This window comes from Halopseudomonas salina, from assembly GCF_008641105.1.
On the sequence record NZ_VTTI01000004.1, the window covers coordinates 94745 to 117626 of the forward strand.

The following is a 22882-nucleotide window of genomic DNA, read 5'->3' on the forward strand; positions in this document are numbered from 1 at the left end:
AATCCACAACATGCAATCTTTAGCGAGCGGGTCTGTCTCAAGTGGACCGGCGACGTTGTCGATATTTTCAAAAGCGCACCAAGCCGCGCTCAGAGGCAAAAAGGATTGTTTGTATGGAATATCTGGACTGGGTGCAGTGGCCCGCCATGGTAGTAACCGTAGCCGCAGCGTGGCTGGTCGGATCCCGGCTAAAACATCGACGTGAAATAGGCTTCTGGGTATTTCTGTCCAGCAACGTGCTGTGGATGATCTGGGGTGTTTACGCTGAAGCCTGGGCCCTGATCGTCTTGCAGGTGGCGCTGGCAGGTATGAATTTTCGAGGCATGGTCAAAAACTGGAAATGAGCGCTCGCTTGGTACCGCTGTGCCTGACAAGGGCATCCCTTGCCGAGCCAACGACGTAGTTGACCTAGGACTAGACGGTAACAACTCCGTTCGTCGGGCACACTGAATTATCCGCACGTGCGTGATGTCAGTTACTGCATGTTACGAACGGAGTTACATCATGACTGAGCTGAAATCCAACCTGGATCAAGATAATGCGCTAGAGAGCGTGGAAGCGATTGATCACGCCACCTTTCTGGCCAACACCAATTTCAAGACTTCTACCGAGTCGAGGCCCAATGGTGATCTGGTGTTGGTTGTCGAGTCGCCGCGCTATGGCATTTTTCGGCGGGTGGTGCCGAAGGATCTGAAGGATCCAGCGGAGTTCGTCAACAGAGTCAAACTCGACCTGCTGATACAGAACGGGGAATTACCACGTGGCGAGATTTTGCGCGCCGCCCGCAAGGACCGGATCCCCACATACACTTTGGGTACGCTGCACAGGACGCGCTATGCCAGCCTGTGGGAAAACCGCAAGATTGAAAAGGACTAGCCCCATTACCGGGCCGGGATTTGACCTCACTCGATGATCTGAAGACATCTTGTTGCAACTCCCATGGTTCATCTGGAACTTACGCGGATATCTCGGTTCTACAGTTGTGAGTTGAATGAAATATCAACCCTGATACATCCAGGTCACTGACCGGTCAAATAAGGTGAACTTCATGAAATTTCAAAACATCGTTTATACAACTGCACTTACCATCGCCATGGGCGCTGGATCTGGCGTAGCCGTTGCCGGCAACCATGCTGACGCACAGGAGCATGGTAAGAATCATGCCGAAGCCAATGACACCATGACCAATGAAAATGCCAAGAACAATAACCTCAACACAAATGATGTCGAGGCTATGCGAGAAGAAGCGAATGATGAAGCGTTGCCAAACTCGGGCAACCGTGCGGTCCCTGGTGCACCCAAAGCCGGCAAGAACCCCGCCATTGACTCAGAGGCCGGTGAGCACGATTTGGTAGATTGAAAACTACATATCCTGACAAAGACCTCTCTGCGCGATCTTCATAGATCGACTAGTCTCTAAGCATATTAAGCAATTCAAGTTAATTAACATGAATGCGAGACTCATAGTTGTCTTTCATGATTTTCAACAGCCATCTTGATGCACAATCAATTCAAATCAGTTATTGGGAAATCCCGCTCATGCGGCATTTTAATAGAGGTTATATATGAAGTATTCAAATATTACCGGTACTACTGCTGTCGCCCTGGCTTTGGGTGTGGCGACCTCATTCGCTGTGGCTGACATGCATGCCGACCATGGCGATAAAGACATGAAGCACGACGCCATGTCGGCGCAGCACGAAGACAAGAAGTCCATGAACAAAACGCCAGATGCCAATGAACTGGGCGATCGCAGCGAAACCGGCATGGGTATTGAAGCCCGCCCGGGATCTGACGGCACCGACCGCACCGTAACGGGTGAGCCGGATGTAGGTCTGGATGCGGAAAATGAAGCCGGTAACTAACACGCTGGCTTCACTCAAAGGGTAGCCAATGGCTACCTTTTTTTTTGCAGGCACAAGTCCAGTCTGTTCCGACACATTTCAGTCAGCGCCATTAGTAAGCATGAGGAGAGAACATATGAACAAGGCAGGTAATCTAGCAAGCATTTTCGCTGTATTGATCGGCATGAGCGCTATGCCAGTGATTGCAGCTGACGAATTGAGCGGGACCGGCATGGGCGACACCACTCGCACCAGCGGGCCTACTGGCACTCCAGGAACTACGGGAGAAGGCGGCAGCGCAAGCCGCGAAGGGCTGCTTACCGAGCCCAATTATGCTGCGGGCATAGGAGCAGAAGCCTTCGTTGAGCAAGTCACCGGGAAAAACCATGCGATCATCAAGGCAGCGGAATCGATACTTGATGAGAAAAGCGCAGTCAACGACCCCAAAGCTCGCGAATTTGCTCAGCAAATGATCACTGCCCATAAACAGCTCAATCGTCAATTGATCGATCTTGCCGGAAACGAAAAGATCGAAGTGTCCGACGCTGCCACCCTGATCGACCAGGCTCAATCGATGGTGTTAAGCGTTCGCGGTGGTGAGTCCCTTGTCGAGGCCTATGCCAATAATCAGGTGGGTGATCATCAAGCCCTACTGGACTTATTCGACCGCGCCGCAGTCAGCGATCTGGGAGAAATTACCCAGTTTGCCAAGGACGCTCTACCCAAACTAGAAGCACATCTGGAACAGGCGCGCGCCCTGCATCCTGAAACCCGAGATAGAAATAAGTAGCGGCTGAATTCCAGACACAAAAAAAGCGACTTAGGTCGCTTTTTTTGTGTCTGGAAGCCGGAACTTCCAGCTAGCAATATGGCGCAGTGGACGGGACTCGAACCCGCGACCCCCGGCGTGACAGGCCGGTATTCTAACCAACTGAACTACCACTGCGCGTTACCTCGAGTGGTGGGTGATGACGGGATCGAACCGCCGACCCTCTGCTTGTAAGGCAGATGCTCTCCCAGCTGAGCTAATCACCCTTTACTCTCGAAGTGGGGCGCATTCTAGGCAGCTTTTCGCTTGCTGGCAATACCTTTTTCAAAAAAAATTCTCCCCTTTTTCAATATGTTAATTCTTCCCCCGGATCGACTGGCCGCCAGCGCCTGCGTCAGGCACTATTGCTGACTTTTGCGCCGCAAGTCGAGGACAGCATCATGTGGTTTCGTAATCTTCTGCTTTATCGTTTCAGCCAGACCATTCCCTTCAACGAAGCCGAGTTGATTGCCGCGCTCGAACAAAAGCCCGCCCGGCCATGCGGGAGCCAGGAAACCCATACTCTTGGCTGGACAACGCCCTTTGGCAAGCATTCTGAGAATATCGTGCAAGTTGCCGATGGCTATTGGTTGATCGCCCTGCGCAAGGAGGAACGCATACTGCCGGGCAGTGTGGTTCGGGAAAGCCTGACCGAAAAGGTCGACGAAATCGAAGCGCGCGATGCTCGCAAGGTTTACAAGAAAGAGCGCGACACGCTCAAGGACGAGATCATGATGTCGCTCCTGCCCCGTGCCTTCACCCGCACCCAGACCACCCTCGCATGCATTGCACCGCAGGAAGGCTGGATAGCGGTCGACACCTCAAGCGCCAAGCGCGCGGAAGATCTGCTCAGCCTGTTGCGTGAATGCGCAGGCAGCCTGCCTGTGCGGCCCATGACGGTGAAGATCGCTCCCGGGGCATGCATGACCGAGTGGGTCAAGACGGGACAGGCTCCAGAGGGCCTCGTAGTTGGTGATGAGTGCGAGCTGCGCGACACAACAGAAGATGGCGGCGTCATTCGTTGCAAGCGTCAGGATCTGGCAAGCGATGAAATCCAGCAGCACCTGACAGTTGGCAAACAGGTTAGCCAACTGGCCCTGCAATGGCAGGAGAAGCTCGGCTTTACCCTGGATGACAAGTTGTCCGTCAAACGCCTGCGTTTTGAAGATCTGCTGACAGATGAAGCCGATGATCAGGGCGGTGACGATATGGCCGGGCAGCTCGATGCAAGCTTCACCATAATGGCAAAGAGTCTGTCGGAGTTCATTCCTGCCTTGACTTCTGCGCTTGGCGGAGAGGAAATCCCACAGGGGATCTGAAGACCGGGAAAGAGTAAAAGCTATCCACAATATCTGTGGACAACTTTGTGGATAGCCTACTCAAAACCCTGTCAGAGCCGTGTAATATGCGGACACCACTCAGAATGGTTAAAATTTGATCAATTATTTATTCTTTAAAATCAATGAGTTATGATTGATCTAAGTAATTCAGTGGCTTACAGAGCACCCTGCAAGCCGATTTCAAGCATCGTTTTGCAATTGTGTACAATGTCAACCTGCTGCGGTTGCAAAAGATCAGACAATACGCCGGGAGACGGGAACTTGGGCGTTACAATACCCTCAGGGCGCCAAGCGTTGTTCCAACCAGCGCTTGGCATCAGTTGCGGCGGAGCTACGTGGATATTCACGAGCCACATAGCGTAAACGCGAGGCACCCGCCTCGCGTCGGCCCTTCTCGATCTCCCCCATAGCCAGTCGATATTCAGCCCGCGCCATACCCTCGTGAAGAGCTTCAAGGCGCGGCGCCACCTCTGCTCGATAAGCTGATTCAGGGTAGGTACGTACAAATGAAACCAAACCATCATGGGCACGCCTGCCGGCCTTGAGTTGCTCGACTGCGTCCCCTTCTGCCAGCTCGAACCTGACGAAGTCCGTCAGCGCCAGAAGGTAATCCGAATAATCAGGATTAGGCGCATTGTCGTGGCGGTCGCTATAGCCCTCGAGCAAGCGCTCCACTGTCCCCAGCTGCCCATCCTGGAGGCACTGGAAGGCCACCTCCTGCTCGAGACCAGGATTGCCAAGGGGCAGGACCTGGTCAGCCACCATGGGGTCGCAGGCGCCCATGCTGAGCTTGGCCCTGATATCAACTACCTCCGGTGAGGTAGAGGTGGTTCGAGCCGTATTGGTCGCGCAACCGGTAATAAGTGCCATCGCTAATACAAGCAGGGTCAAACGCATTGGGATTCTCCTTGAAAGGTTGCTGGACTGATCATTGCAGGCGTGCACGCCAGCTTATCCATCCGTCAGCTGCCGGCTTACCCAGCAGGCTCAGGCCGCCCACCAGGCCAGCTTCTGCAGTCGCCCTGGCTTGCAGGCGCGTGTCCAGCACCATCGCCTGGCCGGGCCGCCAACGCGCTGTACCCTCCAGGCCCAGCGGCCCTCCCTGATCTGACAAGGTGAATTGCAACCAGCCCTCGCTGTCGGCAAGGTCGGCCACCAGGTTGCCCAGCGCGAGCGCTGTGGGTAGACCACCTGCAGCGGAGTCCCATATCAGACGGCCATCTGCACGGGTGACGTGTTCCATATCCTGCAGCTCCAATACAGGCACATCCAGTTGCCAGGTGCCTTCGAGCAAAAATGGCGCTTTGTTGATCGACGCCATGGCTGCCGCATCCAACTGCCCGCGCACATTTTCCAGAGTCAGCGTGTCAGTACCGACTTGCAGCGTAGCCCTCACATCGCCCTTGCGTGGCTTCCACAAAAGATCCAGTTCAATGGCAGCAGTCAAAAGTCCTGTCGGCCGCCAGGTCCAGGCCAGCGACCCCTGATCAACACCATCAGCTTCAATCCGATTGACCCTGCCCGTCCAGAGTGTGCCGGTCAGGCCAGAGAGCTCGACCTGGGCAGGCAATCGATCCTTGATGTGGCTCCATACAAAACTTGCCGGTAGGTTCCATATCAGGCTTGCCAAAAAAAGCACCAGCGCGAGTATGGCCAGCCGTTTGCCGTTCATTGTGCGCTGTTTCATCGTGGCTCCACCAACACGCGGGCAGACACTATGCCGGGTTCAGCCCCGGCGTCCACAGCCAGCTGACTGACCACCAGACCCTGGCGTTGCTCAAGCTCGGCCAGCCAGCGCACCAGAGCGTCGAAGGCCACCGCATCGAACCAGAGCCGTGCGCCCTCGCCTTCAGGCTGCACCCGTTCCATCGACTCCTTCAGTCCTGCCGCGTTGGCAGAGACCTCGATCAACGTGAGTACCGAGCCACCGGCAACGCCCGGGGATGCCTGAGAGTTGCTCTGCATCCCGGCCCGACGACGCACTTCAAGAGCGGCCTGCTGCATCCATGTATGGTCCGCAGACAGCTGCATCACGTCCTGGCGCAGGTCCGCACGCTTGTTGATTATCGGTTCAACGATCAACAACCAGATGATCAATAGCCCCAGAACTGTCATACCGACCAGAAGAATGATCCGTTCGCGCGGGGCCAGACCGGCCCACCAGTTATTCATGATTCCCTCCGGGATACTTTAAGCCGCGCTGTTACGCCTTCACTTCCAGAATCTGCACCCTGCAGGGTTTCCTGCAGCTGAGGCTTGCTGGCCAGACCTGCACGCAGGGCTTCCAGTTCGGCGAAGGATGCCAGTTGCAGCTCTATCTCGAGCTCTCCCGGAGTTGCACGGAACTGTCTTATATTGGCGTTATCAGCCTGCGCTATCACGGCAAGGGCCTCGTGCAGCAGCTCACCGCCACTGCTCGCGGAGCTACCCGGAGCATTACCTTCAAGAGCCTGGCGAAACTGTGTAACCGGTTGCACCATCCGGCTGTTGGGTAGGCTGCTCTGGAATACTGATTCAATTCCTGCTACAAGACGATCGCGTTCACGTGCCAACGCCAACCACTCAAGGCTGAACTGGGCCAGAAGTACCGCGATCAGAACACCCGCGGCAATCATGACCGGCCGCATCTTGCGCCAGGGGGGTGCGGCCATGCTGGTAGCATAGGGACCGGTGAGCAGATTCAACGGCGGGTTTGGTTGCAGGCAGTATGTGAGTGCATGCCCCACATCTACCTGATCGACTACTTCGGTGACAGTGACATCCCGATCATGCTCCAGACCCAGATCGGCCCGACTGAATCCGCTAGTCTGCACAACGCGCTCATCCTCAGGCAACGCGCTCAGGCGGCGCTTCAACCACAGCCCCAGCAAGCCCGCCTCGATGAGTACTGGCTCCTCAAAGCGTGAAGTAATCAGTGCCTGTAGCGCAGCGCCCGGCCAGGGCGATGGCCTGACCAACAAACCTCGTTCCGGAATATCCCCAGCGTGCAGTATCGGGAGTGGAATCAGCGCCTCAAGACGCCATTGCCGGGAGTCAAACAGAGCCTGCCAATGCGCCATCCTGTCTGTTTCTACCACGGCCGCAGCCAGGCGGCCGTCGGTACGTCGCGGCCCGGGGACACAATGCAGCAGCTCCAGGTCCTGGCTTACCTGATCCTCCAAAGCGAAAGGCAATGCCGCGCGAATAGAGGCAGCGCGCCGGACCGGCATATCGAGCCGATACAGGCTCACCGACGTTGCCGGCGCCAAGGCTCGGAGCCGCTGCCCGGCGAATCGTGTCTTCAAGGTCTGAAGGCTATCGCGCCCATGCTCGCGAACGCCACTCTCGCGCTCCAGGTGCCACCAGTGCACCAGCAAAGTGTCCTGGTCGTCTTCCTGAAGTTCTTCGGGTAATAACACTATCAACATGATTCGATCCGCTATTGTCAGGGCTCACAGGCCGTTTGTTCTCTGAGGACCACTTTTCCGTTGGCGGCATCGATCAGCGAACACTGATAGAAACGCCGCTGGCCAAATTCCGCTACCAGTTCCAGACGCATGTACCAAGGCGCCTGGTCCCCGCTCGGCCGACCAGTAAAAACACCCTTCATCAGATCGGGACTGCGCTCCAGATCTATGGGGCTCGCCTGCCCGGGATAGGCTGTAACGAAGGGGCTAAGGGCCTGCCATGCTTCGCTGGTCATGCCCAGCACCGAGTTGAGCTCCGAGGCAACGAGCATCGCGCGATTACCCGAGACTCGGGCCGGATCTGCCGTGCGATAGGCCGGGTCGTCGGTTTCCGGGTCCATCCAGTCGGAGACCGCCAGGGCCAGTTGAGCCCCGGAGGGCATTACCACGCCCTTCTCGTTACCCACTTCATCTACCAGGCGTGCAAAGTATCCCTGCTCTGTTTCATCCGCACCCGCAAGCGCGTTGAGGTTGTAACGGCACTGCATGTTGTCCACAGTGGCCTGCAAACGAATTTCATCGACCATGAACGGCATGGTGGGTGAGCGGCAGGTATCCCAGGGCAGGTCATCAGCTCCTTCGATACGCTCGAGAAACTGAAGCACCATTTTTTCTCCACCTTGAGCGATATGCCGCGACTGATCGCGCTCGAATACCGCACTGGTTCGCCGGATATCAACCTGACTGCGCATCGCCATTGCCACTGCAGCAGTTACCGCCAGGGCAACGACCAGCAGCGCGGTAAGCAGGGCAACTCCCTGTTGCCTGTGCGCCATGGCACTGCGGGCCAGGTAACTCACTTGCCCACCGCCATCATCCGGCGAATGACCCCGTATTCAGGTAGATCCAGTACGATTTCCACCGCCATCGGCAGCTCTACACTGGCTGTATCAGCGTTGGCTGCCGGCCAGGAGTCCACGCGCTCAAGCCCTGCCTCATTGCGCACCACCAGGGCAAAACCGCTTTCGATACCCAGCAATTCATCCTCTGCAACCAGCTCACCAAAGGGTTGTACCCGGGCGCTTTCAGTATCGACAATATCCACGCCAGGCCAGAGTTGACGCTCCAGTCCGCGGTCGGTGATCAACCAGGCTGTGCGCCGCAGACGCTGATCGCCCCCTGCACCGGCCCTGACCAGCTCCAGCAGCTTTGCATCACCGCCAGCACGCAGCCGTAATGGCGGCAGACGATCACCGAACTCGTCGCGCACAGCCACCGCAACCACCTGCGCCAGATCACGCTCCAGCACGCTGAGGGTAACCTGCAGGTCCGCCAGCCTCTGGGCGTGCACCTGGGTGACTTGATCGGCAGTCAGTACCGCTCGCAATCCGCCGTAGGCCACCACGCTCATGATCGCAAACACGGCCATGGCTATCAGCATTTCCAATAACGTGAAACCCCGTGCGGTGTTGCTGAATGGGTTTCTCATGGCAATACAAACCCACTGACGAAGGCACGTTGATCATCTTCCCCCTGCTCCAACAACCAGAGGCGAATATCCACACGCTTCACCGCAGGCAAAGGCATGGGCGCTTGCGGGGTATAGTTATTGATCTCTACCCGGTAGCCATAGCGAAAAGGACCCATCACCGTATCGCCGGTGCGATTGCCCTCAGCGACTGGACGCATACCGGTTTCATACTCGGCCAACAGATTCTGGCCAGCCCAGTGGGCCAGCGTGCGCTCTTGCAAATACAGAGTATTGCGCGAATGGTCGGATCCACCCTTGACCAGGGCTGCGAGTGCCACAGCAAGGATGGTCATCGCCACCAGCACCTCGAGCAATGTGAAGCCTTTATTCCGGGAAAGCATCGAGCACCTCGACACTGCCTTCCATACCGATGCGGATATGTCGCTCCAGCGGTTTGCCCGGGACTTTGAGGGTGATAATGCCCGGCGTCATTTCGCCGGTGTTGCCCAGACGCACATGGGGCTCCCATCCGCCCGTCTGGGGTAAGGGTTGCCGTTCGCCCTCCTGTTCGTAAGCCAGCTCTATGACGCCCTGCTCAAGTTGCCGAACTCCCAGCTGCTGATCCACGAGGGGCCGCCACTCGCGGGTCGAGTCATCGAGAATGACCAGTTCCAGAAAGCTGTAACTGTCTGGACGCAGGCCCAGGGCTCGCTCTGCCGCACCAGTGATGAGCAACTCGTCGCGGGCCAGAGTCAATACGCCAGCAAGGCGCTGGGTTTCAGTCTTTAACTGACGCTCTGCGCCATCACCCATCGACAGCGTAGCCAGGCTGGCCACAATACCCACCAGAACCAGCACCACCAAAAGCTCGATCAGGGTGAATCCCCTCTCGGCCCTTGCGTGAATGGTCATGGCGGGTATTGTCATGATTAGCGCTGCTCGTTCTGGTCAACGTTCCAGTTACCCAGGTCAGCGTTGGCCCCTTCACCACCAGGGCGGCCATCGGCACCCAGGCTGTACAGATCATAGTCGCGGCCATCGCGCCCAGGGCGCAGATACTGATAGTCGTTACCCCATGGATCCTGTTGCAACCGATCGATATACCCGCCCGAGCGGTAGTTACGCGGCGCATCGTTACCAGTCGGCTGCACCGCAAGGGCCATCAGGCCCTGCTCTGTAGTGGGATAATTGAAATTGTCTAGTCGATACAGATTGAGTGCACTCTCCAGCGCACGTACGTCGTTCTGCACCTTGGTAATCCGTGCCTGATCAGGGCGATCCATGACCCTTGGTACTACCACAGCGGCCAGGATGCCGAGTATCACGACCACTACCATGACTTCGATCAGGGTGAAGCCGCGCTGCTTGCCAGACGGTTGTTGCTTTCTCATGGTCATAGTCAGTTCACCAGTTGGTTGAGTTCAAATATCGGCAACAGGATGGCCAGCACGATGATCAGCACCACCGCTCCCATTGCCAGGATCAGCAGTGGCTCGAAAACGCCCATCACAATGGCGATGCGTGCTTCGAGCTCACGTTCCTGGGTTTCTGCGGCGCGATCGAGCATCTGATCTAGCGTGCCACTGCTCTCGCCGCTTTTGATCAGGCTGAGGGTCATCGGCGGAAAATAGCCGCTTCGTTCCAGCGCATGCCCAACGCCCGACCCCTCGCGCACCCGTTTGGCGGCATCACTTACCGCATCCCGCATGGGCACGTTGGTCACCACGCTGGCGCTCATATTCAGAGCATCCAGCAGCGGCACGCCACTGCCAGCCAGAATATTCAGCGTGCGCGCAAAACGCGCCGTGTTGAGACCCCGGATCAGACGCCCCAACAGCGGCACTCGCAACAGCCAGGCGTCCCAGCGGTAGCGCGCAGCCGGCTTCTTGAGCAACTGCTTGGTAGCCACCACCGCGCCGACCAGAACAACCAGCATCAACAGACCCCAATTGCGCAGGGTGTCACTGGTCGCAATCAACGCGCGGGTGAGCCACGGCAGCTCCTGATTCATGCCGGCAAACACCTGGACCACTTCGGGCACCACGTAGGTGAGCAACGCTATGGTCACCAGGAGCGCAATGATGGTCAGAATGGCCGGATAGAACATCGCCAGTTGAATTTTCTGGCGCATAGCATTCTGCGCTTCGACGTTATCAGCCAGCCGTTCCAGCACCAGATCCAGCCTGCCCGCCTGCTCACCGGCAGCCAGTGTGGTGCGGTATATGGCCGGAAAAACCGACGGAAATTCGCCCAGTGCATGTGCCAACGGCAAACCTTCCATGACTCGGGTGCGCACCGCTGCGAGGGTAGACTTTACCTTCTGGGTTTCGCTTTGCCGCGCGACAGTGCCCAGCACCTCTTCGATAGGCATGCCCGCGCGTGCCAGAGTGGCCATCTGACGCGTGGCAAGCGCCAGCTCCAGGGGCTTGATGCCGCGCTGAAACATGGGGGTGCGCATCACCGATTTGCGCTCGGCGACCTGGTTGACCGACATCGGCATCAGACCCTGTTCGCGCAGCCGGCTGCGCACCTGACGGGAAGAGTCCCCTTCCTCCACGCCCTTGCGCGTGCGTCCCGCCGGATCTACCGCTACATAATCAAAAGCAGGCACGGTCAATCCTCCCGTGTGACGCGGAGAACTTCTTCGAGCGTAGTCTGCCCGGCCAGCACGCGGCGCAAGCCATCCTGGCGAATACCCGACTGGGCCAGCCGGGCGTGGCGGATCATGGCCTGCTCACTGGCACCGTCATGAATCAGACCCCGCAGGGTTTCATCCACTTCAATCAGCTCATAGATACCGGTACGTCCCCGGTAACCGTTGTTGTTACATTCATCGCAACCCACCGCGCTATAGAGCACCGGCGCTTCACTTTCCTCTATTCCCATCAGTCGACATTCGCTGGCCGATGCCTGATGGGCCTTTCGGCAACTGGTGCACAGGGTGCGCACCAGACGCTGAGCGAGCACACCATTGAGGGTCGAGGAGAGCAGAAACGGCTCTACACCCATATCGCGCAGACGGGTAATGGCGCCCGCGGCAGTGTTGGTGTGCAGGGTGGAGAACACCAGGTGACCGGTCAGGCTGGCTTGGATCGCGATCTGCACGGTTTCCACGTCACGTATCTCACCGACCATCACCACGTCGGGATCCTGACGCAGAATGGCACGCAGGCCGCGGGCGAAGGTCATGTCTACCTTGGTATTGATCTGCGTCTGGCCGATACCGTCCAGGTAGTACTCGATTGGATCTTCAACGGTAAGAATATTCTTGCTGCGGTCATTGAGCTGCATCAACGCCGAATACAGGGTTGTGGTTTTACCCGAGCCAGTGGGGCCGGTCACCAGAACAATACCGTGGGGCCGGGCGATAATGCGCTCCATTGCCTCGTAATGGTCAGCGCCCATACCCAGTTGGCGCAGCTCCAGGCGGCCAGCCTGCTTGTCGAGCAGACGGAGTACGACCCGCTCTCCATGCCCGGATGGCAGCGTGGACACCCGCACATCAACAGCCCTACCGACCAGGCGCAAGCCGATACGACCATCCTGAGGCAGGCGCTTTTCGGCAATATCCAGCTTGGCCATGACCTTGATACGCGAAACGATCACCGGCGCCAAAGCACGGGGCGGCTCGAGAATTTCACGTAATACACCGTCGACACGCAAACGAATCGAGAGACGGTTTTCGAAGGGTTCGATGTGAATGTCTGACGCGTTTTCCTTGACCGCTTCGGAGAGCAGCGCATTGATCAAACGAATGATCGGCGCCTCATCCTGGGATTCAAGCAGATCCTCAGGCTCGGAAAGTGACTGGGCTACCGACATCAGGTCGGCGTCTTCGCTCAGGCCCTCGACAAACTGCATCGCGTCATTCGCAGAACGCTCGTAGCGGTCGCGCAGCCGGGCAGCAAATGCATCATCGTCGAGTACCTGCGGCTTGAGCGGATGTCCTACCCGACGTCGCAACTCCAGCAACGCCTGGGGGTCACAGTCAGACCGCACGTATACATCCAGCTGGCCGTCCTGAACGCTGCCCGGCAGCACACCAAAGCGCCGTGCGAAGCGGTAGCCCGTTTCCGCCTGGGGCCCCGGCTCGGCCGGGAGCACAGCGGCAATGTCGGTATCGCTCATCGCTGCATTCCTATTGGCCGGCTGATGGAGGTGTGGGAATACTCAGGCTGGCCGGAGCCGCACTCGTACCCGTCATCGCATTCTCGAATGGCGGTGGCAGACTTAACAAGTAGTTCCAATCAGGCAGGATCGGCCGTGCATCCGGCAGCATGCTTTCCTGACGGTTCTGGGCATCTACCTGACGATCGCGTATGTAGGTGTATTTGGATTGCGTCAGATCCGCAGCAGTCGCGGCGTCACGAATAATCACCGGGCGCAGGAAAACCATCAGATTACGCTTTTCTGTTCGCGCCGTATCATAGCGAAACAGCCGACCAAGACCGGGAATATCGCCGAGACCCGGAACCTTGTCGCGGGTTTCGACCAACTGATCATCGATAAGGCCACCGAGGACGATCAACTGGTTGTCATCCACCATCACGTGAGTCTTGAGGCTGCGTTTATTGGTAATAATATCCGCGGCGCCTGTGGCACCTGCCGCAATCTGGGAGACCTCCTGCTCGATCTCCAGGCGTACTGCACTGCCTTCATTGATCTGAGGTTTGATCCGCAATTTGATACCCACGTCCTGCCGTTCGATGGTGTCGAATGCCTGCCCTGAGTCTTCGATGGAGCGCCCAACGATGAATGGCACGTTCTGACCGACGACGATCTCGGCTTCTTCATTGTCCAGGGTCATCAGGCTGGGGGTCGAGAGTATGTTGCTTGAGCTGTCGCCCTGCAGGGCGCTGACCAGCAAGGCAATCTGGGTACTGCCAATATTGCCGAAGCCACCGAGGCTCAAACCGTCACCCAGCGAAGGGGGCGCTGTAACGTCACCGTCAAGGAAGGCACTGCCGCTGGCCGCCAGATTGACAATACCGCCACTTGCGCCGCGGTTGAAGTTGATAATACCCACGCCGCCATTCTCGCTGCCAATACCCCACTGCACGCCCAGCTCCTTGGCGCGGTCATAGGAGACTTCGGCAATCACTGCCTCGACCAGTACCTGGGCGCGGCGAATATCCAGCTGCCGAATGATTGAAGCCATTTCACGGGAAAGCTCCGCCGGGCCGTAAATCACCACCGAATTGGTGCTTTCATGGGCTTCAACCCGAATATTCGATTGCTGATTATTGAGACTGCCGCCGGTCATGCCGCTTCCGTCGCTGCTCTGCACACCCGATGCCGCGCCCGTACCCGGGACGACGCGCCCCTCGACAATACCGCGCAATACCTCTGCGACCTGCTCGGCCTTGGCGTACCGCAGGTAATGCACCTGAGTCGCACCATCTTCGGCGGGCATATCCAGACGCTTGATAATGTCACGCAGGGATCCACGGCTCTGCGGGTCACCACGCAGGATCACGGTATTGGTACGCTGGTCGGCAATGATTCCGGGGCGCTTGGTAAAGTCCTCCCCCGGAGTGGGCGCATCCAGGGTCTGCAACACCCGCACCACGTCACTGGCCGAGGCATGTTCAAGGGCAACGATCTCGAAGTCTTCCATAGACTCCAGGTCAATCCTTTCTATCAATGCCTGGATACGGCGCACATTGGCAGCGGTATCGGCAATGACCAGGCTGTTTGATTCAGCGGCCGCTGCCAGATGACCACCCTTGGGCACCAGCGGCCGCAAAATCCTCACCAGCTGGCCCGCGTTGATGTGCTTGACGCTGATCACGTGGGTAATGATCTCATCGCCGCGACTATCGGACTGCAGGTTGGAGACCTCGTTTTCCTTGGCTTGGACTTCCGGCAGGATGCGTACCACGCCGTCGGCGCCGGTTACCGCAGCAAATCCGTAGGTCTTGAGTACGCCCAGGAACAGGTTGTACAACTCGCCGCGCTTGACCGGCTGACCGGATACCACATTGACCTGACCGCGCACCCGCGGATCAACGATAAAGTTGATACCGGTTTCCTGACTGACGATTTCGATCAGACCGTTGATTTCGGCATCACGCAGATTGAGCACCAACTCTTCGTTCGGGTCTCCGGCGAAATCAGGAGTCTGCGCCTGTACCGCTACGCTCAGCAGACTCAAACCCAGCGCCAGTGGCACAGCACGGCGGGCAAAACGGGACAGCATCAGCATCGTGTCTCAATCCATCGTTATTGTAATGGTCATGGGTTCACCGTTGCGATCAAGCGACAGACTGACGGTGTTTCCGGTCAGTGTCTGAAGAATGTCACGGTAATCGTTTATCTCGGCGACAGGGGTGCCCTCCACGGCAGTCACCACGTCGCCCGGCTGCAGACCTGCAGCTTCGAATTCGCGGGCATTGCGCGCCGGGCTGACTTCAAGTCCGTACATCGCCCCGTCAATCAGCACGGGCGTGGCGCTAACCACCTCCATGAATCGCTGGGGATTATTCATCCACTCTTCGCGGTCAATGCGCGCCACGCCGCCGTCGGCAGCAAGGGTGAGATTGGGATCGACCTGTGGCAGAGCCGCGGCCCTGCGGGCTGGCGCCCTGGAGGCGGCAAGTGAAGCGCGCTGCAATCGCAACGTCTCCAGCTTTCCATCCCTGGCCAGAATCACCCGATCGGCCAGAACCTGCTCAAGCCGCACATTCCCGGGTAGATCCGCACCCACCCGATAGGCCTTTTCAGGCTGGCCCTGTGGAGCCAGAATCGCGGCACTCCGCGCTGGGTCAGGATCGGTAAGCACGCCTTTGAGGACCCAGCTAAGGGAGGTATCAGGTGCATTGAGCGCAGCACTGCGTTGTTTGCCGGCAGCGCTACCGAAAACCGAAAGAGCAGCAACATCGGCAAATCCGCCCCTCGCACCTCCGGCGACTCCGTTGCTAATGGTCAAGGGTATGGGCGCGGGCGACGGCAGAACGCTCTGCGGCTCAATCACAGTCCAGGTCAAACGCCCCAGCAAGATGGCAGTGATAGCAATCAGCACAATCACCAGCAATCGCAGGGAAGAATCCAGGGGGAATCGGGCGTCCAGGGGCATGCGTTCTCCAGGCAAAGACAATGGGCTGGGTCAGGCGCCCGGGCCGAGACAGACTATACCGACCTTTCTTTGCAATTTTATTGTTATAAGTCTGAAACAAGCGGAACAGACATCCCGATTGTCACGAAATTGCCATCCGCCGACAACCCCCCTGAACGGGTTAAAACCTGGGCTTGGCAAAAGAGTATGGAAATAATGTCTCAAGATCATCCTTCACCAAACCGCACAATCACCCTTATGGGTTATACGCCTGAAACACTAATCAGTGCCAGTAATGAAGCTCCATGCATGCGGGCAAAACCGGACCAACAACCGCATCTGACGCTTGCTACTACGGGCGTTTGACGCTTTACTCTAATGAGCAATGCCAGCACACAAGTGTCTCACTAAAAAACAATTTCGGCCTTGCCTCTCAGGAGAATAACAACAATGAACATGATGAAGAAAACCGCCTATCTGGGCATGGTTATCAGTGCGGTTGCGCTGTCTGGCTGCCTGGGTGGCGGTGGTGGCAGTAGCAGCAGCATTGCCTGCCCTACCGCTGGCAACACACCGGCCGGCGCTACCGCTCAGCAGGAACGAATCGATAATTGCTTCTTCGAGGTGGATGAGGACCAGTTGGCCTTCGGACCGCTAGTCGCTGATGTGCCCGCCTACGAAAATACCAGCCGCTGGCATGGAGTGATTGACAACGCGGGATATCGCGTAGAGGTTCCAGAAAACTGGAATGGCATGCTGGTCATGTATGCTCACGGGTTCCGGGGTGAAGGCTCTGAATTGACCGTTGATAGCCCGCCGATGCGTCAGTACCTGCTCGACAACGGTTATGCCTGGGCTGCGTCCTCGTACAGCACCACTTATTACGATGTGCTGGCGGGCGTTGAAGATACCAACAAGCTGGCCCTGGCATTCAATGACATTGCCGCTGAAAATGGACGCCCACTGGCGGCTCCGACCAAGCGCTATATCACTGGCGTTTCCATGGGCGGGCACGTAACAGCAGCAGCCATCGAACTGGAAACCCAGCAAACTGCCAACACCTTTGTTCCCTATGATGGTGCGGCTCCCATGTGTGGCGTACTGGGCGACACCGAGCTATTCAACTACTTCGGCGCCTACAGCCTATCGTTGTTCCAATTCGGCGGCGTACCTGCCAACACCTATCCGATCAACGATGTCGAGGCCAAACTTACAGCAGCACGCACGGCTCTGTGGACCGACTACGCAACCAACAAGAACGTCGACGGACTTACACAGGAAGGCCTACCCTTGTTCACCACGCTGCAAAACCTGAGCGGCGGTCCGCGTCCGGTTTATGGCGTTGCATTCGGTGGCTTCCAGGATCTGCTGCAGGGATTTGCAGGTGCTGATGGCACAGTCACAGGCATTCTCAACGAGAATGTGGTCGATACCCGCGATGTAACTTATCGCTTCCAGACCACACCCGGACAGCCCCTGACTCCCACAGAGCAAGGGTTCAACGACACGATTTATCAGATTACCCCTGATGCCAATGCCAATGCCTTGCGTGATGATGGGCTGCGCTTCATTCCCAAGGTGAACGGCAATCTGTACAAGGCCATCCCTGTTGTCACCGTGCATACCCTGGGCGATCTGTTCGTACCCATCAGCATGGAGCAGATCTACAAGCAGCGCATGATCGATAACGGCTTCGGTGACCAGGTTGTACAGCGCGCAGTTCGTGCGCCAGGGCATTGCGACTTCTCGTTCGCCGAGTTCGAGCAAACGCTGGACGCCATGCTGGACTGGGAACAGGACGGCATAAAGCCAGCAGGGGACGACTTCCTGACACCTGCCACAGTGGCTGACCCGCAGTTTGGCTGTCAATTTACTGTAGATGGCGCTCCACAGACCGCTACGCGGGCTGCGATTGCTCCGCTGATTGGCGCGTGTGCTCCAGCTGTCCCGGCAGCTGCAGCTCTTTGAGGGAGTGCTGAACCGCAACTGAAGAGGGGCTGGCACTCACCGTGTCAGCCCTTTTTTCTTCCAGTCCCAACACTTCGATCGCCTTGCGCTTGACGTTACTCCGCCGCAATTCCTGAACTGTCTCCTGCACCACTTCCAGCTCCTCGCGGGGCAACTCCCTGGCGACCTGCTCCTGTACCTGAGCCATCGCGGCTTTCGCCTTACCCAGCATAAGGCCGGCCATATTGACGATCACCAACGCCTTCTGTGGGCCCAGCACCAGCAGCGCCACTACCAGCACCAACACCCACTCGCTGAGACCATTATCAAACATGCCTGACACCCCACTCAGGAAACAACTTTTTCGGACTGATGAGCCCGGCTCTGCTGTCGCTCGGCCTCAACATCGATAGCCAGTGCGTCACGGGACTCCTCGCCATCCTTGACGGCTTTCTTGAATCCACTGAGAGCGCCACCCAGGTCACCACCAATGCTGCGTAACCGCTTGGTGCCGAACAACAGCATCACGATCACCAGAACAATTAACAACGAACCTATACTGACTCCACCTATACCCATGACTCTTACTCCGAAAAGAAACGACGCACCTGCAAAGTGCGCCGTTTGATAAAAAAGGTGCCGGCAGAGCCCAATGGAAGCTGCCGGCTACCTGATCAGCTACCGATCACACCGCCGTCATCCTTCCAGATCACCACTGTCGCCGAACGTGGTGGATACTGGCCTGGATTGTTGTCGGGCCAGGTGCTTTGGTAATTACCCGCAGCAAAATCTGCCGGGGAAGTATTGCCACCAGGGTGCTGGACGTTGATAAACATGGTCTTCTGGTCCGGAGTAGTAATTACTCCAGTGATTTCCTGCCCCAGAGGTCCAACGAGGAACCGCTTGAGGTCGCCGCTAGTCGGATCGGCAGCCAACATCGCGCAGTTGCCGAAGGGATCAGTGGCGCCGCTGTCCATCTGAATCCAGACACGGCTGTCCGGATCGATCCACATGCCGTCAGGAGAACTGAGGATATTGTCAGCCGTGAGTGGTTGACCCTTTGGATCCTGACCAACACTGGTGTCAGATCCGAACGTGCCGCTGGTACCGGCAAACAGGAAGATATCCCAGTCGAATGTGGTAGCAGCATGGTCGCCGCCTGTTTCTGCCCAACGGATGATGTGACCATGTGGGTTGGCGCCCCGTGGGTTGGCCTCATCAGTCTGATCAGCCGTACGTCTGCTGTTGTTGGTCAGCGTGAAGTACACATCGCCATTTGCTGGATCGACAGCACCCCACTCCGGACGGTCCATCGGTGTAGCACCAACAGTGTCAGCAGCCAGACGAGTATTGACCAGCACATCAGCCTGGCTGGTAAACAGCGGTGCGACCAGGCCATTTTGACCGTATACCAATGGCAGCCATTCGCCAGTACCATCGTCGTTGAACTTGGCGACATAAAGCGTACCGGTGTCGAGCAAACTACCTGACGCTGTAGCAGAGTTGTAGTTAGTGGCAGTGACGAACTTGTAGATGTACTCAAAACGCGAGTCATCACCGGAATAACAAACAACCGGACGACCTTCTACCGCGGGAGCGAACACGACACCCTCGTGAGCAAAACGGCCCATCGCAGTGCGTTTGACCGGGGTGCTCGTCGGATCATAGGGATCGATCTCTACCATGTAGCCGAAGCAGAGAGGTTCATTCCGGTAGTCCTCGAGTGCCGAAGCACCTTTGATGCTGGCATCAAAACGAATGTACTCATCGGCGCCCGAGGCAGCCGATTCCCAGCCGTAACGTCCATTGGCACCCGTGGGTACGCCGTAGCGGGAGTGTTCGCGGGGATTGTCGCCGCCGTTGGAGAAATAACCGGCCCAGTTTTCCTCTGCAGCCATGTAGGTGTTCCAGGGAGTAACGCCATTACCGCAATTGTTCAGCGTGCCCCGTGTCATGGTGCCCTGTGGGCTGTATTTGGTCTTGACGAAGTCACTGCCGCGTACCGGACCCTGAATCGCCATTGGTGTCAGCGCCGTGATACGACGGTTCATGGCGTCAAACTTGACCTGCCAATCGTTGTTGACGCCCTTGACGACGCGCACGACTGACACACCGTGAGCATTCATTTCCTTGAGCACTTCATCATCCGGACGCTTGCCACCAACCAGCGGGGGTACAGCACCGCCGCTCAATGCCACGCCCTGAGCGCTAGCATGCATCAAGCGCGGTTCAATGTACTCGTGGTTAAGCACCAGCAAGCCATCTTCGGAGCTGTCGTTGATCGGAAAGAAGTGCATGCCATCGTGGTGCGAGCCAATCTGAGAAGCCTGATCGGCACCTGTGCTGTTAACTGACCAGGCAGGAAAATCGCCAGTGATCGGTGTGCCCCAGGGAATCAGCACCTGATGGCTGTAACCTTCGGGCACCACGATAGTGTCTGCACTGCTTACCGGTACAGCAGAGAAGCCCAGCAGCGCCGCAGGCGCCGGAGCAGGTTCAGCAGTGCCGTTATCATCGTCGCTGTCGGAATCGCTCAGACAACCGGACAGACCGAGACCCATGAAGCCGACTGCTGCCGCGCCTGCGCTGCCTTTGAGAATCTGGCGGCGACCCAGACGGGCCTCGAGAATGCTCGAAAAAAGCGGATTCATCTGGCGTGTGCTCAGAGGCTCATCGCCCTCTCCGTGATCAATAATGGCCAGCTGGTTTTGCATATCTGTGGACATCCGGACTTCCTCATCAGGTTATTAGAATCGACCGGGATATGATGGGAATCGAACATGACAGATCGACACCGAAAACGTGAAGTTTTGAGTGCTATTGCGCTACAGCCGGATGTACAGGATATGACAGAGAAAGAAGCTGAACTGCGGAAGTACACCGGCATTTGTTAGCTTCAGGAAAACCCAAAACCCACACCGGTATTGCAGCTCATTATCGGGACATTAAACCCTGCAGCCAAGCTGGCCTGACGACCAGCTCCGCCGCAGTTCAAGCTCTACTGTATTGAGTCGGCCAACCCGGTTTCCAACGTTGCTTCGCTGCCCGGCCCTATTTCGACGAACGAATCATTGCCAAGAGTATACGGAGGCCACGCAAGGCTATCGGTACTGGGGTTGCCAGTTTTGGCGAAGTTGGTCCACATGGTCATGGTTTGTTCCGCAACAGCCACATCCGTTGCGCCGTACTGCATGGAGGCAAACACATCTGCCTGGTCACCCTGCGAGCCGGTCACACCGTTGCCGTTGAGGTCACCAATCACCGGACGGGCACCCTGTGGCGTCAACACAAGCCCCAACAGGTAGTTCTGCACCATTCCGGCGGGGTAATTGAACAGATATGGCAGCTCACACCCGTGACAGCTGGCCAGCCCCATCGCGCTCCAGCCGGTTGGCACCCGACTGAACTTGTAGATGAACTGTTCGGACTGGTACTTCGCCGTGCGTTGCGCCAGCCAGATCGGCAAAGCCGCTCGCAGGGTGGTGTAGTCGCCCGAAGTCACGCCGGCCATCAAAGGCACATCGCTCGGCATACCATTCAGCACATTCTGATAATAGGTATTGGGCTGATAGTAATTATCCGCGTTCGGCCGGTAGGTCTGGCGCGGGATATTGTTGTCCTGATCTGCCTTCACGAGCTCGTTCCAGGGCAAGGCCCGGGCTTGCTCCAGAGTAGTCACACCCGCCCGTTCGAAAAGTGCAGCGCCTATGGCTTCTGACTCGACCAACGAGACCTCCGGACCGCCGGTGGTATCCAGTGGCGCAAAACCGCTCTGAACAATTGCCTTGTGGAACAGCCCCGTGGCCTGGGGCGAGTTCATCAGTGAATAGGCCTTGCCGCCACCGCCGGACTGGCCAAAAATAGTCACATTCCCCGCATCGCCGCCAAAGGATTCGATGTTGTCACGAACCCATTCCAGCGCCATCACCAGGTCCATCTGCCCATAATTGCCGGAGCCGCCGTAACCACTCTCTGCTGTGAGCAATGGATGGGCGATGTAGCCAAACGGCCCCAGGCGATGGTTGACAGTAACCAGCACCACACCCTTCTCGGTCAATCCGTTCGGGTTGTTGTACTGGGGCGAGTTGGCGGAGAGGATCGCAAAGGAGCCGCCATGAAACCAGACCATCACCGGGAGGTTTTCAGCGTCCTTGGGCGCAGTAATGTTGAGATATAGCGAGTCTTCACTCATGCCCCCTTCGTTGACGGCCTCAAGCGCGGTGTCCTGTGCCGACTGGTCAGCCCAGGAGACAGCATCCCGCACACCGTCCCAGGGTGCCAGCGGTTGCGGTGGTGTCCAGCGCAACTCACCGAGGGGCGGTTTGGCATAGGGCACGCCAAGGAATTGCCAGGTGTCCTCGTTAGCCGCAAAGCCACGCAAATCTCCGGCCTCGGTGGTGACCACAATCCGTTCGCTGGTCGAGCGGTTGAAGTGCGCCATCGCATCGGCCGTAGCGGTCACGGAACGCGCCCGCGGATCGGTGTCGGTGAAGGCCCCAGCGGTTTCCAACTGCGCCACTACCGTGGCCAGATCGGCCCTGAAGTCGGCAACAGGCTGTGTCAGATCCAGCTCGGCGGCCTTGAAGGACACCTCGTCACGGATCTGCTGGGTAATCTGGATGCCGTTATTCAGGTCGCCGTCCGCGTCCAGACTCTGCAGCAGCACCAGCATGTTGGTAACCCGGGGATCACCCACGCCGCTGGCACCGTCAACGATACTCAGTGGAGTCAGTTCCTCCGCCCCCGGGGCTGCGCCCAGATCGAGATCACCAATGGCGAAGCTCAGGGTTTCACCGGGAAAGTAGTTGAACTTGCCCCCGGCATTGGTCTGCGCCGAACCAATCGAGGGTCCACTGTAATCCAGCCCTGCCACGGGACTATCGACGAAGGTGCCGCTCAACGGATCATCGTCTGAACCGCCACCACCCAGGCAGCCGGTCAGTGATAGCAGCGGTGCCAGAACCATGGTGAGCAAGGCAGCGCGCAAGGGAAATCTTGCAGTATCTGGTTTGAGCATATCGTTCTCCATTCT

Annotated in this window: 24 protein-coding genes and 2 tRNA genes; 7 read left to right on the plus strand and 19 right to left on the minus strand. The window is 57.5% G+C overall.

Going from position 1 to position 22882, the window contains the following annotated elements:
- Positions 1-113 precede the first annotated feature (113 nt).
- The 5 genes from FZF01_RS07775 (at position 114) to FZF01_RS07795 (ending at position 2634) form a co-directional block, all read left to right on the plus strand.
- Complete coding sequence (locus FZF01_RS07775) at positions 114-344, plus strand: hypothetical protein (protein ID WP_150277588.1); 231 nt, start codon at positions 114-116, stop codon at positions 342-344.
- Between the two features lie 160 nt (positions 345-504).
- Entirely contained in the window at positions 505-876 is a 372-nt protein-coding gene (locus FZF01_RS07780; protein ID WP_150277589.1) for a hypothetical protein, read from the plus strand.
- Positions 877-1048: 172 nt separating this feature from the next.
- Positions 1049-1360, plus strand: coding sequence for a hypothetical protein (locus tag FZF01_RS07785; protein WP_150277590.1), 312 nt, complete (start codon positions 1049-1051; stop codon positions 1358-1360).
- A 205-nt stretch (positions 1361-1565) separates the two neighbouring features.
- Complete coding sequence (locus FZF01_RS07790; protein WP_150277591.1) at positions 1566-1865, plus strand: hypothetical protein; 300 nt, start codon at positions 1566-1568, stop codon at positions 1863-1865.
- Between the two features lie 115 nt (positions 1866-1980).
- Positions 1981-2634 carry a DUF4142 domain-containing protein gene (locus tag FZF01_RS07795; RefSeq protein ID WP_188434284.1) on the plus strand — a complete coding sequence of 218 codons (654 nt, stop codon included), beginning with the start codon at positions 1981-1983 and terminating at the stop codon, positions 2632-2634.
- A 79-nt stretch (positions 2635-2713) separates the two neighbouring features.
- On the opposite strand, the gene FZF01_RS07800 is transcribed toward FZF01_RS07795, so the two are convergent.
- Positions 2714-2790, minus strand: a tRNA-Asp gene (locus FZF01_RS07800).
- 13 nt (positions 2791-2803) lie between these two features.
- Positions 2804-2879, minus strand: a tRNA-Val gene (locus tag FZF01_RS07805).
- Positions 2880-3053: 174 nt separating this feature from the next.
- Here FZF01_RS07805 and rdgC point away from each other — a divergent pair.
- The gene (gene rdgC / locus FZF01_RS07810) at positions 3054-3971 is read left to right on the plus strand and encodes a recombination-associated protein RdgC (RefSeq protein WP_150277593.1); all 918 of its coding nucleotides are present in this window, start codon (positions 3054-3056) and stop codon (positions 3969-3971) included.
- Between the two features lie 300 nt (positions 3972-4271).
- On the opposite strand, the gene bamD is transcribed toward rdgC, so the two are convergent.
- The 13 genes from bamD to gspC are packed head-to-tail and all read right to left on the minus strand — an operon-like array spanning position 4272 to position 15924.
- A complete protein-coding gene (gene bamD, locus FZF01_RS07815) occupies positions 4272-4889 on the minus strand; it encodes an outer membrane protein assembly factor BamD (RefSeq protein WP_150277594.1) in 618 nt (205 codons plus the stop codon).
- Positions 4890-4920: 31 nt separating this feature from the next.
- Positions 4921-5679, minus strand: coding sequence for a type II secretion system protein N (locus FZF01_RS07820; RefSeq protein ID WP_150277595.1), 759 nt, complete (start codon positions 5677-5679; stop codon positions 4921-4923).
- Positions 5676-6164 carry a type II secretion system protein GspM gene (gene gspM, locus FZF01_RS07825; RefSeq protein ID WP_150277596.1) on the minus strand — a complete coding sequence of 163 codons (489 nt, stop codon included), beginning with the start codon at positions 6162-6164 and terminating at the stop codon, positions 5676-5678. Before gspM ends, FZF01_RS07820 begins: the two co-directional genes overlap by 4 nt.
- On the minus strand, positions 6161-7399 hold the full coding sequence (gene gspL, locus FZF01_RS07830) for a type II secretion system protein GspL (protein ID WP_150277597.1): 1239 nt from the start codon (positions 7397-7399) through the stop codon (positions 6161-6163). Before gspL ends, gspM begins: the two co-directional genes overlap by 4 nt.
- 17 nt (positions 7400-7416) lie before the next feature.
- On the minus strand, positions 7417-8238 hold the full coding sequence (gspK, locus tag FZF01_RS07835) for a type II secretion system minor pseudopilin GspK (protein ID WP_150277598.1): 822 nt from the start codon (positions 8236-8238) through the stop codon (positions 7417-7419).
- Positions 8235-8867, minus strand: coding sequence for a type II secretion system minor pseudopilin GspJ (gene gspJ, locus FZF01_RS07840; protein WP_150277599.1), 633 nt, complete (start codon positions 8865-8867; stop codon positions 8235-8237). The genes gspK and gspJ overlap by 4 nt, the downstream gene beginning before the upstream one ends.
- Positions 8864-9250, minus strand: coding sequence for a type II secretion system minor pseudopilin GspI (gene gspI / locus FZF01_RS07845; RefSeq protein ID WP_150277600.1), 387 nt, complete (start codon positions 9248-9250; stop codon positions 8864-8866). Before gspI ends, gspJ begins: the two co-directional genes overlap by 4 nt.
- The gene (locus FZF01_RS07850) at positions 9234-9776 is read right to left on the minus strand and encodes a GspH/FimT family pseudopilin (protein WP_150277601.1); all 543 of its coding nucleotides are present in this window, start codon (positions 9774-9776) and stop codon (positions 9234-9236) included. Before FZF01_RS07850 ends, gspI begins: the two co-directional genes overlap by 17 nt.
- A gap of 2 nt (positions 9777-9778) precedes the next feature.
- Positions 9779-10246, minus strand: coding sequence for a type II secretion system major pseudopilin GspG (gspG, locus tag FZF01_RS07855; protein WP_150277602.1), 468 nt, complete (start codon positions 10244-10246; stop codon positions 9779-9781).
- Positions 10247-10248: 2 nt separating this feature from the next.
- A complete protein-coding gene (gspF, locus tag FZF01_RS07860; protein WP_150277603.1) occupies positions 10249-11460 on the minus strand; it encodes a type II secretion system inner membrane protein GspF in 1212 nt (403 codons plus the stop codon).
- 2 nt (positions 11461-11462) lie between these two features.
- Complete coding sequence (gspE, locus tag FZF01_RS07865) at positions 11463-12977, minus strand: type II secretion system ATPase GspE (RefSeq protein WP_150277604.1); 1515 nt, start codon at positions 12975-12977, stop codon at positions 11463-11465.
- Positions 12978-12987: 10 nt separating this feature from the next.
- Positions 12988-15054, minus strand: coding sequence for a type II secretion system secretin GspD (gene gspD / locus FZF01_RS07870; RefSeq protein WP_223825440.1), 2067 nt, complete (start codon positions 15052-15054; stop codon positions 12988-12990).
- Between the two features lie 6 nt (positions 15055-15060).
- Positions 15061-15924, minus strand: a complete 864-nt coding sequence (gspC, locus tag FZF01_RS07875; protein WP_150277605.1) for a type II secretion system protein GspC — start codon at positions 15922-15924, stop codon at positions 15061-15063.
- A gap of 429 nt (positions 15925-16353) precedes the next feature.
- Here gspC and FZF01_RS07880 point away from each other — a divergent pair, with 429 nt between their 5' ends.
- Entirely contained in the window at positions 16354-17871 is a 1518-nt protein-coding gene (locus tag FZF01_RS07880; RefSeq protein ID WP_188434283.1) for an alpha/beta hydrolase family protein, read from the plus strand.
- Here FZF01_RS07880 and FZF01_RS07885 read toward each other — a convergent pair.
- From FZF01_RS07885 to FZF01_RS07900, 4 genes are all read right to left on the minus strand, one after another.
- The gene (locus tag FZF01_RS07885; RefSeq protein WP_150277606.1) at positions 17801-18184 is read right to left on the minus strand and encodes a hypothetical protein; all 384 of its coding nucleotides are present in this window, start codon (positions 18182-18184) and stop codon (positions 17801-17803) included. The two genes, FZF01_RS07880 and FZF01_RS07885, sit on opposite strands and share 71 nt — an antisense overlap.
- 14 nt (positions 18185-18198) lie before the next feature.
- Positions 18199-18429 (minus strand): Sec-independent protein translocase subunit TatA, encoded by a 231-nt coding sequence (locus FZF01_RS07890; RefSeq protein WP_150277607.1) that lies wholly within the window; start codon positions 18427-18429, stop codon positions 18199-18201.
- A 95-nt stretch (positions 18430-18524) separates the two neighbouring features.
- Positions 18525-20576 (minus strand): PhoX family protein, encoded by a 2052-nt coding sequence (locus FZF01_RS07895; RefSeq protein ID WP_223825441.1) that lies wholly within the window; start codon positions 20574-20576, stop codon positions 18525-18527.
- 272 nt (positions 20577-20848) lie between these two features.
- On the minus strand, positions 20849-22867 hold the full coding sequence (locus FZF01_RS07900) for a carboxylesterase/lipase family protein (protein WP_188434282.1): 2019 nt from the start codon (positions 22865-22867) through the stop codon (positions 20849-20851).
- Positions 22868-22882: the final 15 nt, after the last annotated feature.

Excerpts from the sequence above, each read along its gene's own strand:
- FZF01_RS07775 (WP_150277588.1), top strand. The coding sequence starts at position 114 with ATGGAATATCTGGACTGGGTGCAGTGGCCCGCCATGGTAGTAACCGTA.
- FZF01_RS07780 (WP_150277589.1), top strand. The coding sequence starts at position 505 with ATGACTGAGCTGAAATCCAACCTGGATCAAGATAATGCGCTAGAGAGC.
- FZF01_RS07785 (WP_150277590.1), top strand. The coding sequence starts at position 1,049 with ATGAAATTTCAAAACATCGTTTATACAACTGCACTTACCATCGCCATG.
- FZF01_RS07790 (WP_150277591.1), top strand. The coding sequence starts at position 1,566 with ATGAAGTATTCAAATATTACCGGTACTACTGCTGTCGCCCTGGCTTTG.
- FZF01_RS07795 (WP_188434284.1), top strand. The coding sequence starts at position 1,981 with ATGAACAAGGCAGGTAATCTAGCAAGCATTTTCGCTGTATTGATCGGC.
- rdgC (WP_150277593.1), top strand. The coding sequence starts at position 3,054 with ATGTGGTTTCGTAATCTTCTGCTTTATCGTTTCAGCCAGACCATTCCC.
- bamD (WP_150277594.1), bottom strand. The coding sequence starts at position 4,889 with ATGCGTTTGACCCTGCTTGTATTAGCGATGGCACTTATTACCGGTTGC.
- FZF01_RS07820 (WP_150277595.1), bottom strand. The coding sequence starts at position 5,679 with ATGAAACAGCGCACAATGAACGGCAAACGGCTGGCCATACTCGCGCTG.
- gspM (WP_150277596.1), bottom strand. The coding sequence starts at position 6,164 with ATGAATAACTGGTGGGCCGGTCTGGCCCCGCGCGAACGGATCATTCTT.
- gspL (WP_150277597.1), bottom strand. The coding sequence starts at position 7,399 with ATGTTGATAGTGTTATTACCCGAAGAACTTCAGGAAGACGACCAGGAC.
- gspJ (WP_150277599.1), bottom strand. The coding sequence starts at position 8,867 with ATGAGAAACCCATTCAGCAACACCGCACGGGGTTTCACGTTATTGGAA.
- gspI (WP_150277600.1), bottom strand. The coding sequence starts at position 9,250 with ATGCTTTCCCGGAATAAAGGCTTCACATTGCTCGAGGTGCTGGTGGCG.
- FZF01_RS07850 (WP_150277601.1), bottom strand. The coding sequence starts at position 9,776 with ATGACAATACCCGCCATGACCATTCACGCAAGGGCCGAGAGGGGATTC.
- gspG (WP_150277602.1), bottom strand. The coding sequence starts at position 10,246 with ATGACCATGAGAAAGCAACAACCGTCTGGCAAGCAGCGCGGCTTCACC.
- gspE (WP_150277604.1), bottom strand. The coding sequence starts at position 12,977 with ATGAGCGATACCGACATTGCCGCTGTGCTCCCGGCCGAGCCGGGGCCC.
- gspD (WP_223825440.1), bottom strand. The coding sequence starts at position 15,054 with ATGCTGATGCTGTCCCGTTTTGCCCGCCGTGCTGTGCCACTGGCGCTG.
- gspC (WP_150277605.1), bottom strand. The coding sequence starts at position 15,924 with ATGCCCCTGGACGCCCGATTCCCCCTGGATTCTTCCCTGCGATTGCTG.
- FZF01_RS07880 (WP_188434283.1), top strand. The coding sequence starts at position 16,354 with ATGAACATGATGAAGAAAACCGCCTATCTGGGCATGGTTATCAGTGCG.
- FZF01_RS07885 (WP_150277606.1), bottom strand. The coding sequence starts at position 18,184 with ATGTTTGATAATGGTCTCAGCGAGTGGGTGTTGGTGCTGGTAGTGGCG.
- FZF01_RS07890 (WP_150277607.1), bottom strand. The coding sequence starts at position 18,429 with ATGGGTATAGGTGGAGTCAGTATAGGTTCGTTGTTAATTGTTCTGGTG.
- FZF01_RS07895 (WP_223825441.1), bottom strand. The coding sequence starts at position 20,576 with ATGTCCACAGATATGCAAAACCAGCTGGCCATTATTGATCACGGAGAG.
- FZF01_RS07900 (WP_188434282.1), bottom strand. The coding sequence starts at position 22,867 with ATGCTCAAACCAGATACTGCAAGATTTCCCTTGCGCGCTGCCTTGCTC.